General features: G+C 66.4%; 19 protein-coding genes and 1 tRNA gene. 6 read left to right on the top strand and 14 right to left on the bottom strand.

Going from position 1 to position 20,781, the window contains the following annotated elements:
- Positions 1 to 23: 23 nt before the first annotated feature.
- The gene (locus HCX50_RS07365) at positions 24 to 2,381 is read left to right on the top strand and encodes an ATP-binding cassette domain-containing protein (RefSeq protein WP_167633503.1); all 2,358 of its coding nucleotides are present in this window, start codon (positions 24 to 26) and stop codon (positions 2,379 to 2,381) included.
- Positions 2,382 to 2,402: 21 nt separating this feature from the next.
- Here the strand turns inward: HCX50_RS07365 and HCX50_RS07370 are convergent, their stop codons facing one another.
- From HCX50_RS07370 to HCX50_RS07380, 3 genes are all read right to left on the bottom strand, one after another.
- On the bottom strand, positions 2,403 to 3,116 hold the full coding sequence (locus HCX50_RS07370) for a tyrosine-protein phosphatase (protein WP_167633505.1): 714 nt from the start codon (positions 3,114 to 3,116) through the stop codon (positions 2,403 to 2,405).
- 29 nt (positions 3,117 to 3,145) lie between these two features.
- Positions 3,146 to 4,648 (bottom strand): Ig-like domain-containing protein, encoded by a 1,503-nt coding sequence (locus HCX50_RS07375; protein WP_167633508.1) that lies wholly within the window; start codon positions 4,646 to 4,648, stop codon positions 3,146 to 3,148.
- Between the two features lie 498 nt (positions 4,649 to 5,146).
- Positions 5,147 to 5,515, bottom strand: a complete 369-nt coding sequence (locus HCX50_RS07380) for a VOC family protein (RefSeq protein WP_167633509.1) — start codon at positions 5,513 to 5,515, stop codon at positions 5,147 to 5,149.
- Positions 5,516 to 5,588: 73 nt separating this feature from the next.
- Between HCX50_RS07380 and HCX50_RS07385 the strand changes: the two genes are divergently transcribed.
- A complete protein-coding gene (locus HCX50_RS07385; RefSeq protein WP_167633511.1) occupies positions 5,589 to 6,914 on the top strand; it encodes an MFS transporter in 1,326 nt (441 codons plus the stop codon).
- Positions 6,915 to 6,947: 33 nt separating this feature from the next.
- Positions 6,948 to 7,370, top strand: coding sequence for a GNAT family N-acetyltransferase (locus HCX50_RS07390; protein ID WP_091036351.1), 423 nt, complete (start codon positions 6,948 to 6,950; stop codon positions 7,368 to 7,370).
- Between the two features lie 21 nt (positions 7,371 to 7,391).
- Here the strand turns inward: HCX50_RS07390 and HCX50_RS07395 are convergent, their stop codons facing one another.
- From HCX50_RS07395 to polA, 6 genes are all read right to left on the bottom strand, one after another.
- Positions 7,392 to 8,138 carry an SUMF1/EgtB/PvdO family nonheme iron enzyme gene (locus HCX50_RS07395; protein ID WP_167633513.1) on the bottom strand — a complete coding sequence of 249 codons (747 nt, stop codon included), beginning with the start codon at positions 8,136 to 8,138 and terminating at the stop codon, positions 7,392 to 7,394.
- 28 nt (positions 8,139 to 8,166) lie between these two features.
- A complete protein-coding gene (locus HCX50_RS07400) occupies positions 8,167 to 8,922 on the bottom strand; it encodes an SGNH/GDSL hydrolase family protein (RefSeq protein WP_205828885.1) in 756 nt (251 codons plus the stop codon).
- A 61-nt stretch (positions 8,923 to 8,983) separates the two neighbouring features.
- Positions 8,984 to 10,336, bottom strand: a complete 1,353-nt coding sequence (locus tag HCX50_RS07405; protein WP_167633515.1) for an MFS transporter — start codon at positions 10,334 to 10,336, stop codon at positions 8,984 to 8,986.
- A 49-nt stretch (positions 10,337 to 10,385) separates the two neighbouring features.
- On the bottom strand, positions 10,386 to 11,420 hold the full coding sequence (locus HCX50_RS07410; RefSeq protein ID WP_167633517.1) for an LLM class flavin-dependent oxidoreductase: 1,035 nt from the start codon (positions 11,418 to 11,420) through the stop codon (positions 10,386 to 10,388).
- A gap of 54 nt (positions 11,421 to 11,474) precedes the next feature.
- Entirely contained in the window at positions 11,475 to 13,151 is a 1,677-nt protein-coding gene (locus HCX50_RS07415) for a DUF885 domain-containing protein (protein WP_091036365.1), read from the bottom strand.
- Between the two features lie 41 nt (positions 13,152 to 13,192).
- On the bottom strand, positions 13,193 to 15,826 hold the full coding sequence (gene polA / locus HCX50_RS07420; RefSeq protein WP_337749247.1) for a DNA polymerase I: 2,634 nt from the start codon (positions 15,824 to 15,826) through the stop codon (positions 13,193 to 13,195).
- Positions 15,827 to 15,871: 45 nt separating this feature from the next.
- Between polA and HCX50_RS07425 the strand changes: the two genes are divergently transcribed.
- Positions 15,872 to 16,300, top strand: coding sequence for a hotdog fold thioesterase (locus tag HCX50_RS07425; protein ID WP_091036371.1), 429 nt, complete (start codon positions 15,872 to 15,874; stop codon positions 16,298 to 16,300).
- Here HCX50_RS07425 and HCX50_RS07430 read toward each other — a convergent pair.
- The gene (locus HCX50_RS07430) at positions 16,275 to 16,850 is read right to left on the bottom strand and encodes a GNAT family N-acetyltransferase (RefSeq protein WP_091036374.1); all 576 of its coding nucleotides are present in this window, start codon (positions 16,848 to 16,850) and stop codon (positions 16,275 to 16,277) included. The genes HCX50_RS07425 and HCX50_RS07430 overlap by 26 nt on opposite strands.
- A 2-nt stretch (positions 16,851 to 16,852) precedes the next feature.
- Entirely contained in the window at positions 16,853 to 17,473 is a 621-nt protein-coding gene (locus tag HCX50_RS07435; protein ID WP_017830602.1) for an ANTAR domain-containing response regulator, read from the bottom strand.
- A gap of 99 nt (positions 17,474 to 17,572) precedes the next feature.
- Between HCX50_RS07435 and HCX50_RS07440 the strand changes: the two genes are divergently transcribed.
- Together HCX50_RS07440 and HCX50_RS07445 are read left to right on the top strand one after the other, a co-directional pair.
- Positions 17,573 to 17,655 (top strand) — tRNA-Leu (locus tag HCX50_RS07440).
- 94 nt (positions 17,656 to 17,749) lie between these two features.
- Positions 17,750 to 18,226: a hypothetical protein gene (locus HCX50_RS07445; protein ID WP_167633519.1), complete on the top strand. Its 477-nt coding sequence runs from the start codon at positions 17,750 to 17,752 to the stop codon at positions 18,224 to 18,226.
- A 5-nt stretch (positions 18,227 to 18,231) separates the two neighbouring features.
- Here the strand turns inward: HCX50_RS07445 and HCX50_RS07450 are convergent, their stop codons facing one another.
- The 3 genes from HCX50_RS07450 to pyk all read right to left on the bottom strand — a co-directional run bounded on the left by HCX50_RS07450 (position 18,232) and on the right by pyk (position 20,733).
- Entirely contained in the window at positions 18,232 to 18,888 is a 657-nt protein-coding gene (locus HCX50_RS07450) for an esterase/lipase family protein (protein ID WP_337749262.1), read from the bottom strand.
- Positions 18,889 to 18,979: 91 nt separating this feature from the next.
- Positions 18,980 to 19,165, bottom strand: a complete 186-nt coding sequence (locus tag HCX50_RS07455) for a hypothetical protein (RefSeq protein ID WP_091036379.1) — start codon at positions 19,163 to 19,165, stop codon at positions 18,980 to 18,982.
- 119 nt (positions 19,166 to 19,284) lie between these two features.
- Positions 19,285 to 20,733 carry a pyruvate kinase gene (gene pyk / locus HCX50_RS07460; protein WP_091036382.1) on the bottom strand — a complete coding sequence of 483 codons (1,449 nt, stop codon included), beginning with the start codon at positions 20,731 to 20,733 and terminating at the stop codon, positions 19,285 to 19,287.
- Positions 20,734 to 20,781 lie beyond the last annotated feature (48 nt).

Genomic DNA, 20,781 nt, shown 5'->3' on the forward strand with positions numbered 1-20,781 from the left:
TCACCGATTCACGAAGGACGCAGATGACCGACGACCAGCACCCCGCGGACACCCATGACCTGATCCGCGTGCAGGGCGCGCGCGAGAACAATCTGAAGGACGTGAGTGTCGACATCCCGAAGCGACGGCTGACGGTCTTCACCGGAGTGTCAGGGTCGGGGAAGAGCTCGCTCGTCTTCGACACCATCGCCGCGGAGTCCCGGCGCATGATCGATGAGACCTACAGCGCGTTCGTGCAGGGGTTCATGCCGTCGGTACCCCGCCCGGACGTCGACATCCTCGAGGGGCTGACCACGGCGATCATCGTCGACCAGGAGCGACTCGGCGCCAACCCGCGGTCGACCGTCGGCACCGTCACAGATGCGAACGCGATGCTCCGCATCCTGTTCAGCAAGCTCGGCCGGCCGTACATCGGTGGGCCGACGGCCTTCTCCTTCAACATCCCGACCCAGAAGGCCAGTGGGGTGATGACCGGGCCCGGCGGAGAGAAGAAGATCGTGAAGGATGCGATCTACCTCGGGGGCATGTGCCCGCGGTGCGAGGGCAGGGGAGCGGTGTCCGACCTCGACCTGGCGCAGATCGTCGATGAGTCGAAGTCGCTCGACGAGGGCGCGATCATGGTGCCGGGATACACCGCTGACGGCTGGATGGTGAAGGGCTTCTCCCAGTCGGGGTTCTATCCGGCAGACAAACCGATCGCGCAGTTCACCGAGAAGCAGCGTCATCTCTTCCTCTACGGCGAAGTCACGAAGGTGAAGATCTCGGGCATCAACATGACCTACGAGGGTCTGATCCCGAAGATCACGAAGGCGATGCTCTCGAAGGACCTCGATGCGTTGCAGCCGCATATCCGCGCCTTCGTCGAGCGCGTAGCGACCTTCGCGGTGTGCCCCGAGTGCGACGGAACGCGGCTGACGGAGGGCGCGCGTTCCTCGAAGATCGAGGGCATCAGCATCGCCGATGCCTGCCGGATGCAGGTCACGGATCTGGCGGCCTGGGTCCGGGGACTCGACCTTCCGGGGGCGGGGCCGCTGCTTCAGGCGCTCAGTGCGAATCTGGACGCGTTCGTGACGCTCGGCCTGGGGTATCTCAGTCTGGAACGGCCGTCGGGCACGCTGTCCGGGGGAGAGGCGCAGCGGATCAAGATGCTGCGCCACCTCGGCTCTTCCTTGACCGACATCACCTATGTGTTCGACGAGCCGACCATCGGCCTGCACCCGCACGACATCCAGCGCATGAACGGACTGCTGCTCCAGCTGCGCGACAAGGGCAACACCGTCCTGGTGGTCGAGCACAAGCCGGAGACCATCCTGATCGGTGATCATGTCGTCGATCTGGGTCCGGGCGCGGGAAGTGCCGGTGGAGAGATCTGCTTCGAAGGCACGGTCGAGGGATTGAAGGCGAGCGGCACCAAGACGGGAGACCACCTCGATGACCGGGCGCAGCTGAAGGATGCTGTGCGGTCGGCCTCGGGGGCGATCGAGGTGCGCGGCGCCACGGCGAACAATCTACAGAACGTCGACGTCGACATCCCCACCGGTGTCCTCACGGTCGTGACCGGTGTCGCCGGGTCGGGAAAGAGTTCGCTCATCCACGGCGCGGTATCGAAGCGCGACGGCGTCGTGGCGATCGATCAGGCCGCGATCAAGGGCTCCCGGCGGAGCAACCCGGCGACCTACACGGGGCTGCTCGAGCCGATCAGAAAGGCGTTCGCGAAGGCCAACGGTGTGAAGCCCGCCCTGTTCAGTGCCAACTCCGAGGGAGCCTGCCCCTCGTGCAAGGGCGCGGGTGTCATCATCACCGAGCTCGGATTCATGGACACGATCGAGACCCCGTGCGAGGACTGCGGCGGCAAGCGCTTCCAGGCGGGCGTGTTGGAGTACAAGCTCGCCGGAAAGGACATCACCGAGGTTCTCGACCTGCCGGTCGCTGAGGCACGCGTCTTCTTCGGGGAGGGGGAGGCCAAGCTCCCCGCAGCCACCGCGATCCTCGGCCGTATGGAAGACGTGGGGCTCGGCTACCTGTCGCTCGGACAGCCGCTGTCCACGCTGTCGGGCGGTGAACGCCAGCGGATCAAGCTCGCGATCCAGATGGGGGAGAAGGGCGACGTCTACGTGCTCGACGAGCCGACGACCGGCCTGCACCTCGCGGATGTCGACAAGATCCTCGGGCTACTGGATCGACTCGTCGACTCGGGGAAGACCGTCATCGTGATCGAGCACCACCAGGCGGTCATGGCGCATGCCGATTGGATCATCGACATCGGCCCTGGCGCCGGCCACGACGGTGGACGGGTCGTCTTCGAGGGAACGCCGAACGATCTGGTATCCCAGAAGTCGACCGTGACGGGGGAGCACCTCGCGGAGTACGTCGGCGCCTGAGCCGATCAACGCTAAGGGCGGTCAGGTTCGCGGAACCGCGCCCCGCCAGGTCTCGATCGCGGTCCGCGTCTCACGATCGAGGCCGGCTTCCGCGAACCAGTCGTCGATGCGAAGGTTCTCGTACATGTCGCGGAACGCCGAATCGGGTGTGTGTCCGAAACGGCCGAGTATCTGGTGTCTTTCCTCGACCTCGAATGACCGTTCATGCAGGATTGTCATCCGTTCGGCGTTCGCGAAGGAAGCCATGTAGTCGCTCACGGCGGCATCACTGGTGACGTCGAGCGTACGGAGGAGTACCGCGGCGACGAGCCCTGTTCTGTCCCACCCGGCCGAGCAGTGGAAGAGGATCCCTCCGTCGTCGGCCGACGCCATTGCGGTGAGCACCTCGGCGAGTCGGTGAGGTAGCTCTTGCAGATGAGCCAGGTAGTAGAGCGGCGTTCCCCACCGCCCGTCCGCTTGATAGGTGCTCCAGAAGCCGATGTCGTCGCCGTCGAGGTCGACGCGAACCTGAGCGAGGCGAGAGGGCACCTGGCCGCTGGTCTCATCAGGGCGACGGAGATCGATGACGGTTCGCACGCCGTAGGCGAGGAGAGCCTCCCACCCGGACGCGTCGACCTCGTCGAGACGTTCGGCACGAATGAAGACGCCAGGGGGCGTGGCTGTTCCGTCGGCACGCTCGAGCCCGCCGAGATCGCGTGCATTGGCCAAACCGTTGATGCTGAGGGCGGGCTTCATGCTTCCCATCCTCGCACCGGCCCGGTCTGTCATCCTCTACGACGAACCCTGCGCGCGATCAGGAGAAGGGCACCCGTCAGCAGTGTGCCGACGCCGATCAGAATCAGGGGAGTGGCATCAGCACCGGTGACGGCGAGTGAGCCGTCCTGTCCTGCCGGGAGATTCGGCGTGCCTCGATCATCCGGCGTGCCAGGGCTCACGGGCGTATCGGGGACCGACGGCGGGTCAGTGGGAGGAGCCAGCGACACGGGGTTCTCCAAGCCGATCACGACCGTGTCGTCGGAGATCGTGAACGTCGCTGTGCCATCGCGGTTGTCTGTGACCCCGGTACCGGTGTACACGGGCGTTCCGTAGGTGACGCCATCGCCAGCCGCGGAAGCCTCAGAGAGGGTGACGATAGTGCCCACGGGCAGGCCGACGAGTCCATCGGTCGCGCCATCCGTGAGCCCGAACTCACCGGTCGTCGCGGCTCCGGCGGCGATGAACGAGTAATCGATCGTGTACTGAGCCCCATCGACCGCATTCGCGCCGTTCCCGCTCACGGTCTTGGTCACATCAAATCCACCGAGGCCGTCGCCGTCCCCGTCGCCTCCGGACGCGACGTACGTGACGGGGCTTGCGGTGACGGTACGACCGGCGACCGTCATGGTGTTGCCGAAAGTCTCGCCATCGTGGACGCCGGAAGGAAAGTCCATCACGGTGATGAACTGGTAGATGCGATCAGCGCTGGTCACCGGTTCGTTGAAGGTCACCGCGAAGGTGTGTGAGGCCGCATCCGCGACGATGGAGTAGGTCCCCGCGCCTGTGCCGTTTGAAACGGGGTGCCAGACGTCGTCCCCCCAGTCCGAGTCGAGAGTCCAGCGCGCGGAGGTCGCCGCCGGATCGAACGTGAGCTCCTCGTCGTACTCATCGACGATCGTCACAGGTTGGCCGTCGGCCGACGCCAGGAACTCGGCCGGGATGTTCAGAGCCCACGTCATGGACTCTCCGTCGAAGTTGACGGAGCCCCATTTCTCCGGACTCTGGGGGAGACCGGCAGCGTTGTCGCCCACGCCGCCGGGAGTGGACATGTCGAACGTCATGCCGTCGCCTGCGGTGAAGACGACCGCCTCCTCATCGACTACCGATGTGAAACGTGCCTGGAAGTGCAGCGAACCACTCACGTTCGCGTGGGTCTCGACGTAATCGCCGAGTGTGCAGAGGAAGGACGCGGACGAGACGACGCAGCTTCCGACCTCAGCTCCGTCGTCGTCCCGCAGCGCGAAGGACGCCGCATATCCGGACATGGAATCGGGAAATTCGAGAGTGAAGGTGTCGCCCGCCATCGCGGTGTCGTCCACCGCCCAGGTCGATTCCACGGTGTACGGCGTATCCGTCACGAGTGGTGGCGCGTTCACGATCTGGACGCCGGTGATCGCCGTCACGGGCGCCGCAGTCGCGGTAACGGTGGCGAAGAGCGCCGGCGTGCTGGCCACGAGGATCGTCACCAGACCCAGGACGAGCCTGCGAGCGATGCGGTGTCCTCTTGTCACGCTTGCCGTTCGAGAGTTCATCGGTGTCCTTCGCTCGAGGGGGATCGGCTGATTTGTTGCAGTGCTCAGCATTGTATCGCGTAACATCTTACACATGTCGACATTCCCGCTTCGCATGAGGACGAGTCCAGCGGGCGCCAGGCGTTGCGCTGTGGAGCGCGGGCGCCGGCGCCGGCGGAATCGAAGTCCGAGCTCCGGATGAACGGTGGCGACACTGTGTCAAGAAGCCGAGAAATCGGGAAGCCGACATTGCGACCCGGCTTTGCTTGCGGGCGACGAGACGTGCGAGTCACGAGCCCCGATATCCGGGTGCGTGATGGTTGAGCGTTTGCGCGTTGAGCGCGCCATCGGTGGTCGACTCTCATACATCCGGCCCGATTGATAAATAGCCGATAATGCACATTATGTCAGTTCGGAATGAGGCACGACGGCGGGGCCCTCCTCCGGACATCACGAAGGGGGCGTGACGATCACGACGTGCGTGCAGCCACGCGCGAACTATTGCGCGGACCAGACTCCGAGCTCGTTGCCGGTGGGGTCGGAGAAGTGCAGGCGTCGTCCGCCAGGGAACGCGTACGGGTCTTGCAGAATCGTGCCGCCCGCGGTGACGATGCCGCTCATCGTGGCGTCGAGGTCGTCCGAGTAGAGCAGTACCAGTGGGCCTCCGACAGGACGCGGCTCGTCGGCGAGCAGGAGTCCACCGACCTCGCTGCCGTCACCTCGCGGCGACACGATGCCCGCGTAGCCGGGCCCGTAGTCGTTGAAGCTCCAACCGAACGCTTCGGCGAAGAACCGCTTCGACGCTTCGAGATCGGTGACGACGAGTTCGACGTAGTCGAGGGAGTGGTGCAGAGGGGAACTGGTCATGGCGTCACGCTAGTCGCCACCTCGGACATCGGCTGCGGGCGGGGCGCCGCTGTCGCAGGGGTAGCGTTGGTACGTGCCGCAGGTCCCCCACTCCCCCGTGTCCACACCAGGATTTCGTGCATGGATCATCTGGTCCGTCGGCGTCGCGGCCTATGTGCTGTCCATCACGAACCGCACCTCCCTCGGTGCTGTCGGAGTGGAAGCGGCTGACCGGTTCGCCGCGGATGCGTCGACACTCGCCCTGTTCGCTGTCGTGCAACTCGCGGTCTATGGAGGGATGCAGATTCCGATCGGTGTCCTGCTCGACCGCTTCGGATCTCGCCCGATCATGACGATCGGCATGCTGCTCATGGCCGCGGGGCAGCTCACCATGGCCCTCTCCCCCAGCATCGGCATCGCGATCTTCGCGCGGGTTCTACTCGGTGCCGGCGACGCAGCCATCTTCCCTGCGGTGCTGCGACTCGTCGCGACCTGGTTCCCTGCGCAGCGGGGTCCGATCATGGTTCAGTTCACCGGGATCATCGGACAGACCGGTCAACTGATCGCCCTGGTCCCGCTCGCCGCACTGCTGCATGCGACGACGTGGAGCATCACCTTCGGCAGCATCGCCGGGCTCGGAGTGCTGTTCACCATCTTGGTGGCGCTCGTCATCCGCAACCACCCGGCCGAGCGCGGCGCCGATGTCACCGTGAACACTGACACCGGCGTTGTCCGGGTCGTCACTTCTGCGATCGACACGGGCGTCGGCATCCGCGCGGCCTGGGCTCATCCGGGCACGCGCCTCGCCTTCTGGTCTCATTTCACGACGCCGTTCGCGGGCACCGCGTTCGTCCTGCTGTGGGGAATGCCGTTCCTCACAGCTGCCGAAGGCCTCGATGCCGCACATGCTGCGGGGATCATTTCGGTATATGTCATTTCTGGCATGCTTCTCGGGCCTATCATCGGTGACCTCTCCCGGCGGTTGCCCAACCACCGCTCGCTCGCGCTCGTCCTCCCCGCCGTCGGCGTGCAGATGGCCGCCTGGATCACCGTCATCGCGCTGCCTGACACCGCACCCATCTGGATGCTCTACGTTCTCGCGGTCGCACTCGCGACGGGCGGCCCCGCATCGATGATCGCTTTCGATCACGCCCGCACCCACAATCCGAGTCACCGGCTGAGCACGGCGACAGGGGTCACGAACGCCGGCGGGTTCATCGCGGCTCTCATCGCGATCTTCCTGATCGGACTCGCCCTCGACCTGCAGGGCGCCGGAACTCCCGAGACCTACACGCTCGAAGCCTTCCGTCTCGCCTTCCTCATGCCGATCCCGCTGTGGATCATCGGCACGGCCTTCATCCTCATCGAGCGCAAGCGCACGCGCATCCGGATGGGGCTCGATCCCGATCGTCGTCGCTGATCTCACCCCTGGCGAGCCCTCATAGGATGAGGCATGCTCTCCGGTTACACGTTCTCCGCCGACTCGACCCGCATCGACCGAACTCGCGTGCACCGCTGGCTCAGCGAGCAGGCGTACTGGGCGATCGGCCGTGCGCGGGACGTCCAGGAGGCTGCGATCGACGGCTCACGTAACTACGGTGTGTGGGACGCGAACGGCGACCAGGTGGCCTACGCCCGGGTCGTGACGGATGGCGCCACCTTCGCCTGGCTGTGCGACGTGTTCGTCGACGAGGACGCCCGCGGCGAAGGCCTCGGGAAGATGTTGGTCGAGGGCGTGATCGCCGATCTCCAGCCGCTGCCCGTCAGCCGCATACTTCTCGCGACGTCCACCGCACACGGGCTCTATGCCCAGTACGGCTTCGCCGTGCCGGACGACCCGAAGCGCTACATGGTGAAGCAGATGACGCAGCACTGAGGCGGCAGCGGGACACGGCCGTCACTGCCTGCGCGGCGTCCACCCGGAAGGCAAGGGGCCGTCCTGTACCGCACGTTCCCGGTCTGCCTGAGCCGACCACCCCTGCGCCTGCCCCGGAGTTTCGAAAGCACCCCGCGCGATCCGGAGTCCCACGTCGTCGTGATGCATGCGCGGTGCTCCCCCGCGACGAACCGATGCGCGAACGCTCCATGCGTCGTCGGCGAAACCTCCGCCGCGGAACACGCGATAGTCGTCGTAGCGGGCGGGATCAAGCAGATCCCAGCACCACTCCCAGACGTTGCCGAGCGTATCGAAGAGACCGTTGAGGTTCGGGAGCTTGCCCCCGATGTCCTGTGGAGAAGACACACCATCAGCACTCGTCCACGCGGCCTCGGCGAGGGGCGCATAATGTGGACCGGTCGAGCCGGCGCGGCACGCGTACTCCCATTCCGCCTCGGTCGGCAGGCGGTAACCGTCTGCAGTGGTATCCCAGGTCACGTCCTCGCCATCGAACAGGTACACCCGATCCAGGCCCTCCCATTCCGACGCGGCATTGCAGAAGTGCACGGCCCGAAGCCAGGAGAGATCGGAGGCCGGGCGCCGCGGGTGCCGCATCGGGACGTCGAGGACGTCGGCCAGCTGCTCCTCGGTGACCGGGTAGACACCGATCTCGAACGGTTCGAGTTCGACCACGCGCTGCTCTCTCCGACGTGCATCGGTCAACGTCACGACGCCCGCGGGGATGCGGGCCAGCTCGAGGTCACTCACACGCCTGCCCGACGCATCCAGGCGGGTCTCACGAGGGAACCCGTTCGACCCAGGTCGGGTACTTCGCGGCACGGCCGTCACCGGACGAGGTCCGCGTGACGCGCCGTCGCACCCAGGGGCCGACGAACTCGCGGTAGTAGGCCAGACCAGATGGACCGGCGCCCAGGCGATCACTCGGCGCCCACCAGGTCTCCGGTGGCTCGAAACCCAGCGCGTGGAGCACGCGGGCAGCCACGCGGTGATGCCCGGCCGCGTTCATGTGCAGTCGATCGTCGGCCCAGTATGCGCCTCGGGAGAGCTCCCGATCCGGCCAGTTGAGAGCGCGGATGACGTCGGGGCGCTCTTCGATCCGCCGGATCACCGCGTCGGAGAGCAGATCGCCTCGACGCTGCACCAGCGATCCCATCGGAAGCTGGCCGCTGGGGTTCGCGCCGGAGAGAAGGATCATGGTCACACCCTCCTCGTCGCACCGGCGCAGCACCCGGCTGAACGCATCCGCAATGTGCTCGACGTCGGTACGAGGGCGCAGCATGTCGTTGCCGCCCCCGTTGAACGAGAGGTGCGTCGGACGCAGAGCGAGCGCCGGCTCGAGCTGTTGTTCGACGATAGGCCAGGCCAGCTTGCCGCGGATGGCGAGATTCGCATACTGGATGGGGTGCCCGGCGGCGTCAGCCCAGCCCTGCGCCGCGAGATCGGCCCAGCCGCGCTCCTGCCCGTTCGGGAGAACGTCGCCGACGCCCTCTGTGAACGAGTCGCCGATAGCCACGAAGCGCACATCTGCCATCGTCCCAGCCTATTGCGGCCCGACGACACGACGGTCGCCTCGCGGCGGTGCGCCCGCGTCGTCAGCGGTCGTCGAGAGCCTGGCCGCCGCGGTCGACGAGGCCCCACGCCGCGGCGGCCGCACCGAGGAAGCAGGCGCCGAACACCGCGAAGAGCAAGGGGGCTCCCCCGGTGAGAAGAAGCGCGGGAACCGACAGCGGCGCCACGATCGAGGCGATACGACCGATCCCGGCTGCCCACCCCGCCCCGGTCCCCCGTAGAGACGTGGGATAGATCTCCGGCGTCACCGCGTAAAGTGCGCCCCAGGCGCCGAGGTTGAAGAACGACAGCGCCATTCCCGCGCCGATGATCGCGCCCTCGGTGGACGCCGTACCGAAGATCACGGCCGACACGGCCGAACCCACCAGGAAGACCGAGAGGGTCAGACGTCTCCCCCAGATCTCGATCAGCCAGGCCGCGACCGCGTAGCCGGGAAGCTGGGCGAGCGTGATGATGAGGGTGAAGCCGAAGGACTTGACGAGGTCGAAGCCCGCATCCACCAGGATGCTGGGGATCCAGATGAACGCGCCGTAATAGGCGAAGTTCACCCCGAGCCAGACAATCCACAGGCACAGCGTCCGCAGTCGGAACTCGCGGTTCCACAGGGTCGCGAGTCGTGCGCGCGCGGTGATCGCGATCGCTCGAGAGGGCGGCTCCTTCCGGATGGCCGGTGCGGAGAGGACGCCGGCATCCGCCTCGAACGCCGACACGATGCGATCCGCTTCTGCGATGCGACCCCGGGAGGCGAGCCAACGCGGGGATTCGGGCATCCGCCACCGGACGAACAGCGCGTAGATCGCCGGGATGGCGCCGAGCGCGAAGGCCCATCGCCACCCGTCGTCGGAGGCGGGGATGACGAGGAACCCGATCACTGCCGCGGCGGTCCAGCCGAGTGCCCAGAAGGCCTCCAGTACGACGATCAACCGACCCCTGATACGTGCGGGAGCGAATTCGCTCACATAGGTCGACGCGACCGGGAGCTCGGCACCGAGGCCCAGACCGACCAGGAACCGCAGCACGAGAAGGGCAGCGAGTCCGCCGACGAGCGCGCTCGCTCCCGTCGCGACCCCGTACACGAGCAACGTGAGCGCGAACACCTGCCGTCGTCCGAAGCGATCCGCGAGGAGCCCGCCGAGGGTGGCGCCGATCGCCATGCCGACGAAACCGATGGACGCGATCCAGCCGGCATCGCTCTTGCTGAGATCCCACTGCTGCGTGAGCGCCGCGAGGATGAACGAGATGAGGCCGACGTCCATCGCATCCAGCGCCCATCCGAGGCCGGATCCGGTGAGGAGGCGGAAGTGACGACGCGTGAACGGGAGGACGTCCAGGCGCTCAGCGAGCGACGCGCGGCTCGGCAGGGCGGTGTTGGCCATGCTCCTCATCGTAGAGCCGCGACAACCCCGCCCCGCCGTGGATGACGCCTCAGGCGCGGTCGGCGAGGATCTTGCGGACCCGCGGGATGACCTCGGTGCCGTACAGCTCGATGCTGCGCATCATCGACTCGTGCGAAAGGGTGCCGGTGGCGTACTTCAGGTCGAAGCGGCCCAGACCGAGAGTGGTGATCGTGTCGGCGATCTTCGCCGCGACGCGGTCCGGGGAGCCGGCGTAGATCGCGCCCTCCGGTCCGACGTCGTTCTGGAACCGCGCGCGGCTGTACGCGGGCCATCCGCGCTCTCGCCCGATCGTGTTGTTCATCGCCTCGAAGCCGGAGTATGCGGCATCCCAGGCTTCGGCGTCGGTCTCGCCGATGTGCCCCGGCGAGTGCACCGAGATCGGGTGCGATGTCGTCCCGAACGAGGCGACCGAACGGTGGTAGAGATCGACGAACGGCTTGAAACGGTGCGCCGGGCCCCCGATGATCGCCAGCATCAGACCGAGACCGTGGCGGGCGACCCGCACGACCGACTCCGGGCTACCGCCGACGCCGACCCAGGTGCGCAGGCCGTTCTCGGTCTTCGGGAAGACATTCGCGTTCTCGAGGGAAGCGCGCATGGTGCCGGACCATGTGACCGGCTCCTCCTTGAGCAGCTCGACGAAGAGCTCGAGCTTCTGCTCGAACAGGGCGTCGTAGTCACGCAGGTCGTAGCCGAAGAGCGGGAAGGACTCGATAAAGGAGCCGCGTCCGAGGACGACTTCGGCCCGCCCGTTCGAGAGCGCATCGAGCGTCGAGAACCGCTCGAACACCCGCACCGGGTCATCGGACGACAGCACAGTGACCGCTGTGCCGAGTCGGATGTGCTCGGTGCGCGCGGCGATGGCGGCGAGCACCATCTCCGGCGCGGAGACGGCGAACTCCGTGCGGTGGTGCTCCCCCACCCCGAAGAAGTTCACACCGACGGTGTCGGCGAGTTCCGCCTGCGCCACGATGTTGCGGATCGTCTGCGCCCCGGTGAGGAGCTCTCCGTCCGCGCCCCTCGTGATGTCGCCGAAGGTGTCCAGCCCGAATTCGATGCTCATGTCACGCCTTTCTATTCACATGAATGAACACGGAATGGCCAAGCGGCATTCCCGTCAGCGTGGCAGCAGAGCGGTGCGCAGCGTGTCGAGGCCGACGCCGCCGATGTCGAGCGCCCTCTTGTGGAAGTCCTTGAACGAGAACGCGTCGCCCTCGGAGGCCCGGACGCCGTCGCGGACCTGCTCCCAGATGCGCTGACCCACCTTGTACGACGGTGCCTGACCCGGCCAGCCGAGGTACCGGTTGACCTCGAACTGCACGAACTGATCGGACATGTTCACGTTGTGGCGCATGAAATCGAGCGCGTAGTCCGCGTCCCACACACCGGTACCGTCGAGGCGCGGCTTGCCGAGATGCACACCGATGTCGAGGACGACCCGCGCCGCACGCATCCGCTGCCCATCGAGCATGCCGAGACGGTCGGCCGGGTCGTCGAGGTAGCCGAGCTGCTCCATCAGACGCTCTGCGTAGAGCGCCCAGCCCTCGGCATGGCCCGAGGTGCCGGCGAGTAGACGGCGCCAGGAGTTGAGCTCGGCACGGTTGTAGACGGCCTGCGCGATCTGGAGGTGGTGACCGGGCACACCCTCATGGAAGACCGTGGTGAGTTCGCGCCAGGTGTCGAACTCCGTGACGCCCTCGGGCACGGACCACCACATGCGACCGGGACGCGAGAAGTCGTCCGTCGGGCCGGTGTAGTAGATCCCACCCTCCTGCGTCGGGGCGATCATGCACTCCAGGGTACGAATCGCCTCGGGGATGTCGAAGTGCGAGGCACCGAGCTCGGCGACCGCACGGTCGCTGGTCTCCTGCATCCACTTCTGCAGTGCATCCGTGCCGACGAGCTTGCGGGTGGGGTCGGCCTCGAGATGAGCAACGGCTTCTTCGACCGAGGCTCCAGGAAGAATCTCGTTCGCGATCGCGGTCTGCTCGGCAACCATGCGTGCGAGCTCTTCCCGACCCCATTCGTACGTCTCGTCGAGATCGATCGTCGCACCGAGGAACCGGCGCGAGTTGAGCGCGTACAGTTCGCGACCGACGGCATCGACGTCTCCGGCCGCGGGGGCGAGTTCCTCGGCCAGGAAGCGACGCAGCTCGTCGTAGGCGACGCGTGCGGCGGCGGAGTTGTCGGCGAGCGTACGAGCCAGGGATGCGGGGAGCTGGCCCTCGTCGGGGTCGGCTTCGGCCACGAAGGCGGCGAAGAACCCGTCATCGGCGGTGTAGCGATCGATCTGGGTGGCGACTTCGACCACCTGACGACGTGCGGGCGTGATGCCCTCGGCGATGCCGGTGCGAAGCGTCTCGACGTAGCCGCGGAGCGCGCCGGGGACGGCGGCCAGGCGAGTCGCGACGACGTCCCAGTCCTCGACCGTCGACGTCGGCATCAGGTCGAACGCCGAACGCACATCCTGCGCGGCCGAGGCGATGACGTTGAGGTCGCGGAGATGCCACTTGGCGTCGTGGAGCTCGAGGTCCAGGCGGAGTTCCGCGCTGAGATCGGTCTTGGTGACCTCGTCGATCGCGTCGACCGGCGTGAGGGCAGACAGCTTGTCGAGGGTCGACCGGGTCGCCTCGGCGATCTCCTCATGTCCGGCCGGGCTCAGGTCGCCGAAACGATCGTTCACCTCATCGCGGCCGATATAGGTGCCGAGCGTGGGCGCCAGAACCGCGATCTTGTCGACCCATTCATCGGCGACGGCGTCGATGGCGGAGGGGGTGCGGGGAGCTGAAGTCATAACTGCCAGCCTAATCCCCGGCCCCCTCCCACCGCCGGAGGTCAGTGCGCGGCTTCGTTCCAATCGCGACCACGGCCGACCTGCACGTCGAGCGGCACGGTCAGCTCGGCTGCGTCTCCCATGCGCGAACGGACGATGCGCTCGGTAGCATCCCACTCCCCCGGAGCGACTTCGACCACGAGCTCATCGTGGATCTGCAGCAGCACCCGCGAGGAGAGCTGTTCGGACCGCAGATCGTCGTGGATGTGCAGCAGCGCGATCTTCATGATGTCGGCCGCACTGCCCTGGATCGGCGCGTTGAGAGCTGCACGCTCGGCGTTCTCTCGCAGCACCCTGTTCGGGCTCGCGAGGTCGGGGAACGGACGGCGGCGGCCGAAGATCGTCTCGGTGTAGCCGACCTCCTTCGCCTTCATCACCGAGGCGCGCAGGTAGTCGCGCACCGCGCCGAAACGGGCGAAGTACTCGACCATGAGCTGCTTGGCCTCGGACTGCTCGATGCGCAGCTGCTTGGAGAGCCCGAACGCCGAGAGGCCGTAGACCAGGCCGTACGACATCGCCTTGACCTTCGTGCGCATGGCCGGCGTCACATCGCTCGGGTCGACGCCGAAGACCCGTGCACCCACGAAACGGTGCAGGTCTTCACCGCTGTTGAACGCCTCGATCAGCCCTTCGTCGCCTGACAGGTGCGCCATGATGCGCATCTCGATCTGCGAGTAGTCGGCGGTGAGGAGAGCTTCGTAACCCTCGCCGACCTCGAACGCACTGCGGATGCGGCGGGATTCCTCGGTGCGCACCGGGATGTTCTGCAGGTTGGGGTCGGTACTGGAGAGCCGTCCGGTCTGACTTCCGGTCTGCACATACGTCGTGTGGACGCGGTGGTCGTCGCCGATCGCCGTGTCGAGCGATTCGATGATCTGACGGAGCTTTGTGGCTTCGCGGTGCTGCAGCAGCAGGCTCAGGAAGGGATGCGGGTGGCTTTCCTGCAGGTCGGCGAGGACCGCGGCATCCGTCGAGTACCCCGTCTTCGTCTTGCGCGTCTTCGGGAGCTGGAGGTCTTCGAACAGGACCTCCTGCAGCTGTTTGGGCGAGCCGAGGTTGAACTCACGTCCGACCACGGAGAACGCCTCCTGGGCGAGCCCCTCGGCGCGCGTGGCGAGCTCGCCGGAGAAGGTCGAGAGCACCTCGTGGGAGACCGCCACGCCGGCGACCTCCATATCGGCCAGGGTGAGGAGAGTCGGCAGCTCGATGTCGACCAGGACCGTGCCCACCGACTCCGGGATGTCTTCCCGCAGCGCATCGGCGACGCGCAGGGCGAACCACGCCTCCTGCGACGGCGTCGCACCCTCGGTCTCGGGCACGAGCTGCGACGGGTCGGCTTCCGGGAGCTTCTCGCCCAGATAGCGCTCGACCAGGTCGGCGAGGGTCTTGTCGGGGAAGCTGGGGCGCAGCAGCCAGCCGGCGAGACTCGTGTCGTACGAAAGGCCGCGGAGACGGATGCCCTGACGGATCAGTGCCTTGACCTGCAGCTTCGCGTCGTGGAGCACCTTCGGCGCGTCGGATTCGATCCATTCGCGCAGGGCTTCGGCAGCGGTGTCCGTCCAGTCGGCCTCGCGCAGCTCGGTCAGCGTGGCCGCGCCGATGCGCACCGGGACGCCGCCCTGGGTGGCGACGCGGAGGGAGACATCGCCGTCCTGCGCTGCGGCCCAGGCAGCGAGATCGGCGGGCGCGACCTCGGACGGGACGGGAAGGACGACGACGGAGGCTGGATCGTCGGCGACTTCGCCCGCTCCGACGGCCTCGAACACCCGAGGCAGGAGCGTGCGGAACTCCAGACTGGCGAAGATGTCGCGCACGGCCTGCGCGTCGATCGGTGCGACCTCGAGGTCAGCCGGTCCGACCGGAAGCTCGACATCGGTGAGCAGACGGTTGAGCTTGCGGTTGCGGCGCACGTCTTCGATGTGATCGCGGAGATTTCCGCCGACCACGCCCTTGATCTCATCGGCTCGCGCGATCAGCTCGTCGAGTGACCCGAACTGCGTGAGCCACTTGACCGCGGTCTTCTCGCCGACCTTCGGCACGCCGGGCAGGTTGTCGCTGGTCTCGCCGACGAGTGCCGCGATGTCGGGGTACTGCTCGGGTCGGACCCCGTAACGCTCCTGGACGGTCGTCGGGTCGTAGCGCTTGAGCTGGGAGACGCCCTGCACCGACGGGTAGAGCAGCGTGACATCGTCGTTGACGAGCTGGATGGTGTCGCGGTCGCCCGAGACGACGAGGACATCGAAGCCCTGTTCCGCGCCCTGGGACGCGAGCGTCGCGAGGATGTCGTCGGCCTCGATCCCCTCTTTCGTGAGGACCGGGATCGACATGGCGGCGAGGCAGTCCTGCAGCAGCGGGATCTGTCCCTTGAACTCCTGCGGCGACTCGGAGCGCGTGGCCTTGTATTCCGGATACTCATCGGTGCGGAACGAGTGACGCGAGGTGTCGAAGGCGATGGCCAGGTGCGTCGGCTGCTCGGCTTTGATGAGGTTCACCAGCATCGACAGGAACCCGTAGATGCCGTTCGTGTGCTGGTTGTCCTTGGTCGTGAAGTTCTCGACCGGAAGGGCGAAGAAGGCACGATAGGCGAGCGAATGGCCGTCGACGACCATGAGGGTAGGCTTTGCGGAGTCCGTCACCCTGTCAGCCTAACGAGGACGACAGACACCCGCTGAGGAGGATGCATGAGCGACGTCGCGACGAGCGAGGGACTCGACTGGGCCACGGCCCGCGGGATGGGTGCTCTGGCCGAGAAGATGGGCATGGAGTTCGTCGAGTTCAGCGTCGAACGCTGCGTCGCGACGATGCCCGTCGAGGGCAACACGCAGCCCGTCGGGCTCATGCACGGCGGCGCGTACGTGGTGCTCGGAGAATCGCTCGGCTCGATGGCCGCGAACCTCCACGCCGGCGCCGGTCGGCTGGCGGTCGGTGTCGACATCAATGCGACTCACACGCGCTCCGCGACCTCCGGGGTCGTGACCGGGGTATGCACGCCCGTTCATCTGGGGCGAAGCATCACCGTCCACGAGATCGTCGTGACCGATGATCAGGGTCGGCGCTGCTCGACGATCCGCATCACCAACATGATCAAGGACGTTCCCGCAGAGCGCTGAGCGGCTCCTCCAGCAGCCGCTGGAACAGCACGTGATCCTGCCACTCCCCCGCGATGCGGAGATACTTCGGAGCCAGTCCGATGCGCTCGAAGCCGTTTCCGAGGAGAACGCGCTGGGATCCGATGTTGTGCAGCAGTGTTGCGGCCTGCATCCGGTGGAGACGCAGCTCCGTGCGCGAGTATTCCAGGATCTGTGACACCGCGCGGGTCGCGAGTCCGCGGTGCTGCCTCGCGACGTCGACCCAATAGCCGAGGTCGGCGCTCCAGAACGCACCACGGACGATGTTGTTGATGTTCATCCGTCCACGGATCTCACCGTCTTCGGACTCGATCACGAAACGGATGCTGCGACCGGACTCAGCGTCGGCGACGCACTCTTGCGCGTGACGCTCCTGCGATTCGATCGTGAAGAAGGACTCGTCGCGAATCGGCTCCCACGGCGCGAGGTGCTCTCGGTTCGACAGGTAGGCCCTCGAAAGCGCTGCACCGTCGCCGGTGCGGACGGGTCGCAGGATGTGCTCGCCATCGAGCCGGAGGACTCCGGCGCTCACCGCTACTTCTTGGGGGCGAGCTGCTCGATGATGGCCTTGGCGACGTCCTGCATCGTCAGGCGGCGGTCCATGGACGCCTTCTGGATCCAGCGGAACGCCTCGGGCTCGCTCAGGCCCATCTTCTCGTTGAGCAGACCCTTGGCCCGGTCGACGAGCTTGCGGGTCTCGAAGCGCTCGACCATGTCGGCGACTTCGGCCTCGAGCGTGATGATCTGCTCGTGGCGGGCGAGGGCGATCTCGATCGCGGGGAGGAGGTCGTTCGGCGTGAACGGCTTCACGACGTAGGCGAGTGCGCCTGCTTCGCTTGCCCGCTCGACGAGCTCCTTCTGGCTGAACGCCGTGAGGAGGACGACCGGCGCGATGTTGCCCTTGTGCAGCTTCTCGGCGGCGCTGATGCCGTCGAGCTGAGGCATCTTCACGTCCATGATGACCAGGTCGGGACGCAGCTCGGTCGCGAGCGCGACCGCGGTCTCGCCGTCACCGGCCTCACCGACGACATCGAAGCCGTTGTCGCGGAGGATCTCGACGATGTCGAGGCGGATCAGCGACTCATCCTCGGCGACGACGACGCGTCGGGGGGCGGATGACGTGGGCTGCTCGGCCTGCTCTTCTTGCTCTGTCACAGAACCATCCTAGTGGAGTGGTCGGTGAGCGGGCTGTAGTTGCTCGGCGCGGAGGATCGCGCCTCTCCCCTGCGCTAAAGTCGTAGACGCGACACACGAGCCGGCGTGGCGGAATGGCAGACGCGGAGCACTCAAAATGCTTTGTCCGAAAGGGCGTGTGGGTTCGAGTCCCACCGCCGGCACACGAATCGCGGTCGAGACCGCTGAATCACTCGCACAGCCTCAGATCGACCTCGCATCCCGGGCCCGCGGGCGCGATGACCGGAGGAGACTGCGATGAACTGGCCTGATGACGAAGTGGTCACTCGCCCTCAGCCGGTCGAACTCCATCCCGGCTGGGGCTGGGGTCTGCTGCTCGTTCCCGCGGCCGTGGGACTCGCCGCTCTCGGCGTGTTCCTGTACCGCTCGCTGGGTTCGGGAGCGGGACTCCTGATCGGAATCGCGCTCATCGCCTGGGCAGCATCGTTGGTGATGCCGTTCTTCGTCATCACCTGGTACGCGGTGCAGGCGACGTGGAAGGCATCGCGCGAAGCGCGGGGACAGACCTTCGCCGCACCAGCGCACGCGCTCCGCGGCATCGGATTCCACATCCGCTGGAGCCACGGGGCACGGCGCTTGATGTTCAATCCCGCGTCCTATGACGGACGTGACCTCCCGATGCTCGTCGCCGGTCGCGTCGTCCACGGTGTCGCGATCGGGATCCTCGTCTTCGCAGGGCTGATCGCTGCGTTCCTATCCTTCACCTCGCGCTGAGGCGACTACTCGGCAAGCACGGCCAGTTCGGCCAGGACGCGAGGGTGCTGGAGGATCCGGAAGTGCCCTCCGGTCTCGAGTCGCACGTTCTTTGCCCCGGCCAGCTCGCTCCCCTCCGGGATGTGGGGATCGAACGCCGCATAGATCGAGACGATCCGTTCATTGACCGTGAGCTGCCGGGCGATGTCCACGATCGATGGATCTTCCGGCGAGAAGGCGCGCAGGGTGCGCGACAGCATCAGACGGGCGTAGCGCGAGCCGCCGAACGGCGTAGCGATCGCCAGCATCGAGCGCACCCGCTCCCCCGCCGGGCCGGTCATGACGAGCTTGCCTGCGAGGCCTCCCTTGCTGTGTGCGACCAGGATCACGTCGGTGAGCCCTTTGCGCTCGAGGAACTCCGCGACAGCCGCCGCGATGTCGGCCACCGGACGCTCGTTCCGACGAAGCGTGTCGACGATGTGGACGGCGTGGCCGCGCGCGTGCATCTGCTCCACGAGGGGCTGCATGAACTTCCAGGTCTCGTACACTCCGGGCAGGACGACGATGTGCGCGGCGCTCCCCGATGCGAAGTTCGCGGCGTCGGTGCGGTCGAACGTCGCGCGCAGCTGCCAGTAGCCCGCGTACGCGTAGTCGGCCAGCCACCAGCCCGCGTTCCTCAGCACGCCGATGACGTGCTCCTCCGCAGACGGCTTCGACTCATGAGGGAAAAACTACCGGACCGCACCGGACGTCCCTCCACTTTTCACCCAGCGATCAGGCCGGTGGCTTCTGTCGACGGGATTGCTGCGCCCACCACTCGACGCCGAAGCCGATCAGGATCAGCGACGCCGTGGAAATGCCGATGATCCATGGATCGATGCGGGTGATCGCAGCCAGGAGGAGTGAAGCGAAGAACAGGATAGCGGGCCACCACCCGCCCAGGAATGTGGGTCTAGGCACAGATCGACTTCCAATCAGACATGTATCACGTTACAGGAAAGATCGCGGATCGGACATGACCCACGACCGCACGACAGAGGGGGCGAGACCGAAGTCTCGCCCCCTCTGGATGCTGAGTGTCAGACGCCGGCCTTGTAGATCGGGGCTGCACCGCGGATCGCATCGCCGACCTTGTGCACGCGAAGGTCGTTCGTCGATCCGATGATTCCGGGAGGGGAACCGGAGATCACGACGACCTTGTCCCCTTCCTCGGCCAGCTTGTTGCCGAGCAGATACTCGTCGACCTGGTGATACATCAGGTCGGTGTGCTGCACCATGTCGACCAGGGTCGAGCGGATGCCCCACGTGAGGGCCATACGGCGGCGGATGTCGGGTTCCGGCGTGAACGCGATCATCGGGATGCGCGAGCGCAGGCGCGAGAGACGACGCGCGGAGTCACCCGACTGCGTGAACACGCAGAGGAACTTCGCGTCGACGAACTCGGCGACTTCGAGGGCGGCCAGGGTGATCGCACCACCCTGGGTGCGGGGCTTGGCCGTGAGCGGCGCGATGCGCTCCAGGCCGTGCTCCTCGGTCGACTCGATGATGCGAGCCATGGTCTCGACCACGACGACCGGGTAGTCGCCGACGCTGGTCTCACCGGAAAGCATGACCGCGTCCGCACCGTCGAGCACGGCGTTCGCGACGTCCGAGGTCTCGGCGCGCGTCGGCACGGGGCTGTTGATCATCGACTCGAGCATCTGCGTCGCGACGATGACGGGCTTCGCCATGCGGCGGGCGATCTCGACGGCGCGCTTCTGCACGATCGGTACGGCCTCGAGCGGAAGCTCGACACCGAGGTCGCCACGGGCGACCATGATCGAATCGAATGCGTCGACGATCTCTTCGAGTGCGTCGACGGCCTGCGGCTTCTCGACCTTGGCGATGACGGGGACGCGAACGCCCTCTTCCGCCATGATCTCGTGCACGCGGGTGACATCGGAGGCGTTGCGCACGAACGACAGCGCGATCAGGTCGGCGCCGATGCGCAGACCCCAACGCAGGTCGTCCTCGTCCTTCTCGCTCAGTGCGGGGACGTTCACGGCGACACCGGGCAGGTTGATGCCCTTGTTGTTGGATACGGCGCCCGCGACGATGACCTTCGTGGTGACGGTCACACCGTCGGTCTCGACGACCTCAACACGGACCTTGCCGTCGTCGATGAGGAGAAAGTCACCGGGCTTGACGTCCTGCGGGAGGCCCTTGAAGGTCGTTCCGCAGATGTCCTTGTTGCCGATGATGTCTTCGGTGGTGATCTTGAAGATGTCGCCCTTGGCGAGCTCGTACGGGCCGTTCTCGAACTTGCCGAGACGGATCTTCGGTCCCTGCAGGTCGACGAGGATGGCGACCGGGCGACCGGCGTCCTCTGCGGCACGACGCACGTTGGCGTAGTTGTTCTCGTGCACGGAGTAGTCACCGTGGCTGAGGTTCAGTCGAGCGACGTCCACCCCCGCATCGATCAGTGCACGCACCGTCTCATAGGTGGAGGTGGCGGGGCCCAGGGTGGCGACGATTTTCGCGCGTCTCAAAGATTTCTCCAGGGTAGAAGTGGGGGAAGGTAAATCAGGCGACGGTGC

It is taken from the genome of Microbacterium sp. B19(2022) (assembly GCF_012030385.1).
GTDB lineage: Bacteria > Actinomycetota > Actinomycetes > Actinomycetales > Microbacteriaceae > Microbacterium > Microbacterium oxydans_B.

What these genes read in the sequence shown, in the direction of transcription:
- HCX50_RS07390 (WP_091036351.1), top strand. Translation starts at nt 6,948, where the DNA reads ATGCTCTCCGGTTACACGTTCTCCGCCGACTCGACCCGCATCGACCGA.
- HCX50_RS07365 (WP_167633503.1), top strand. Translation starts at nt 24, where the DNA reads ATGACCGACGACCAGCACCCCGCGGACACCCATGACCTGATCCGCGTG.
- HCX50_RS07415 (WP_091036365.1), bottom strand. Translation starts at nt 13,151, where the DNA reads ATGACTTCAGCTCCCCGCACCCCCTCCGCCATCGACGCCGTCGCCGAT.
- HCX50_RS07425 (WP_091036371.1), top strand. Translation starts at nt 15,872, where the DNA reads ATGAGCGACGTCGCGACGAGCGAGGGACTCGACTGGGCCACGGCCCGC.
- HCX50_RS07370 (WP_167633505.1), bottom strand. Translation starts at nt 3,116, where the DNA reads ATGAAGCCCGCCCTCAGCATCAACGGTTTGGCCAATGCACGCGATCTC.
- HCX50_RS07445 (WP_167633519.1), top strand. Translation starts at nt 17,750, where the DNA reads ATGAACTGGCCTGATGACGAAGTGGTCACTCGCCCTCAGCCGGTCGAA.
- HCX50_RS07410 (WP_167633517.1), bottom strand. Translation starts at nt 11,420, where the DNA reads ATGAGCATCGAATTCGGGCTGGACACCTTCGGCGACATCACGAGGGGC.
- HCX50_RS07400 (WP_205828885.1), bottom strand. Translation starts at nt 8,922, where the DNA reads ATGGCAGATGTGCGCTTCGTGGCTATCGGCGACTCGTTCACAGAGGGC.
- HCX50_RS07380 (WP_167633509.1), bottom strand. Translation starts at nt 5,515, where the DNA reads ATGACCAGTTCCCCTCTGCACCACTCCCTCGACTACGTCGAACTCGTC.
- HCX50_RS07405 (WP_167633515.1), bottom strand. Translation starts at nt 10,336, where the DNA reads ATGGCCAACACCGCCCTGCCGAGCCGCGCGTCGCTCGCTGAGCGCCTG.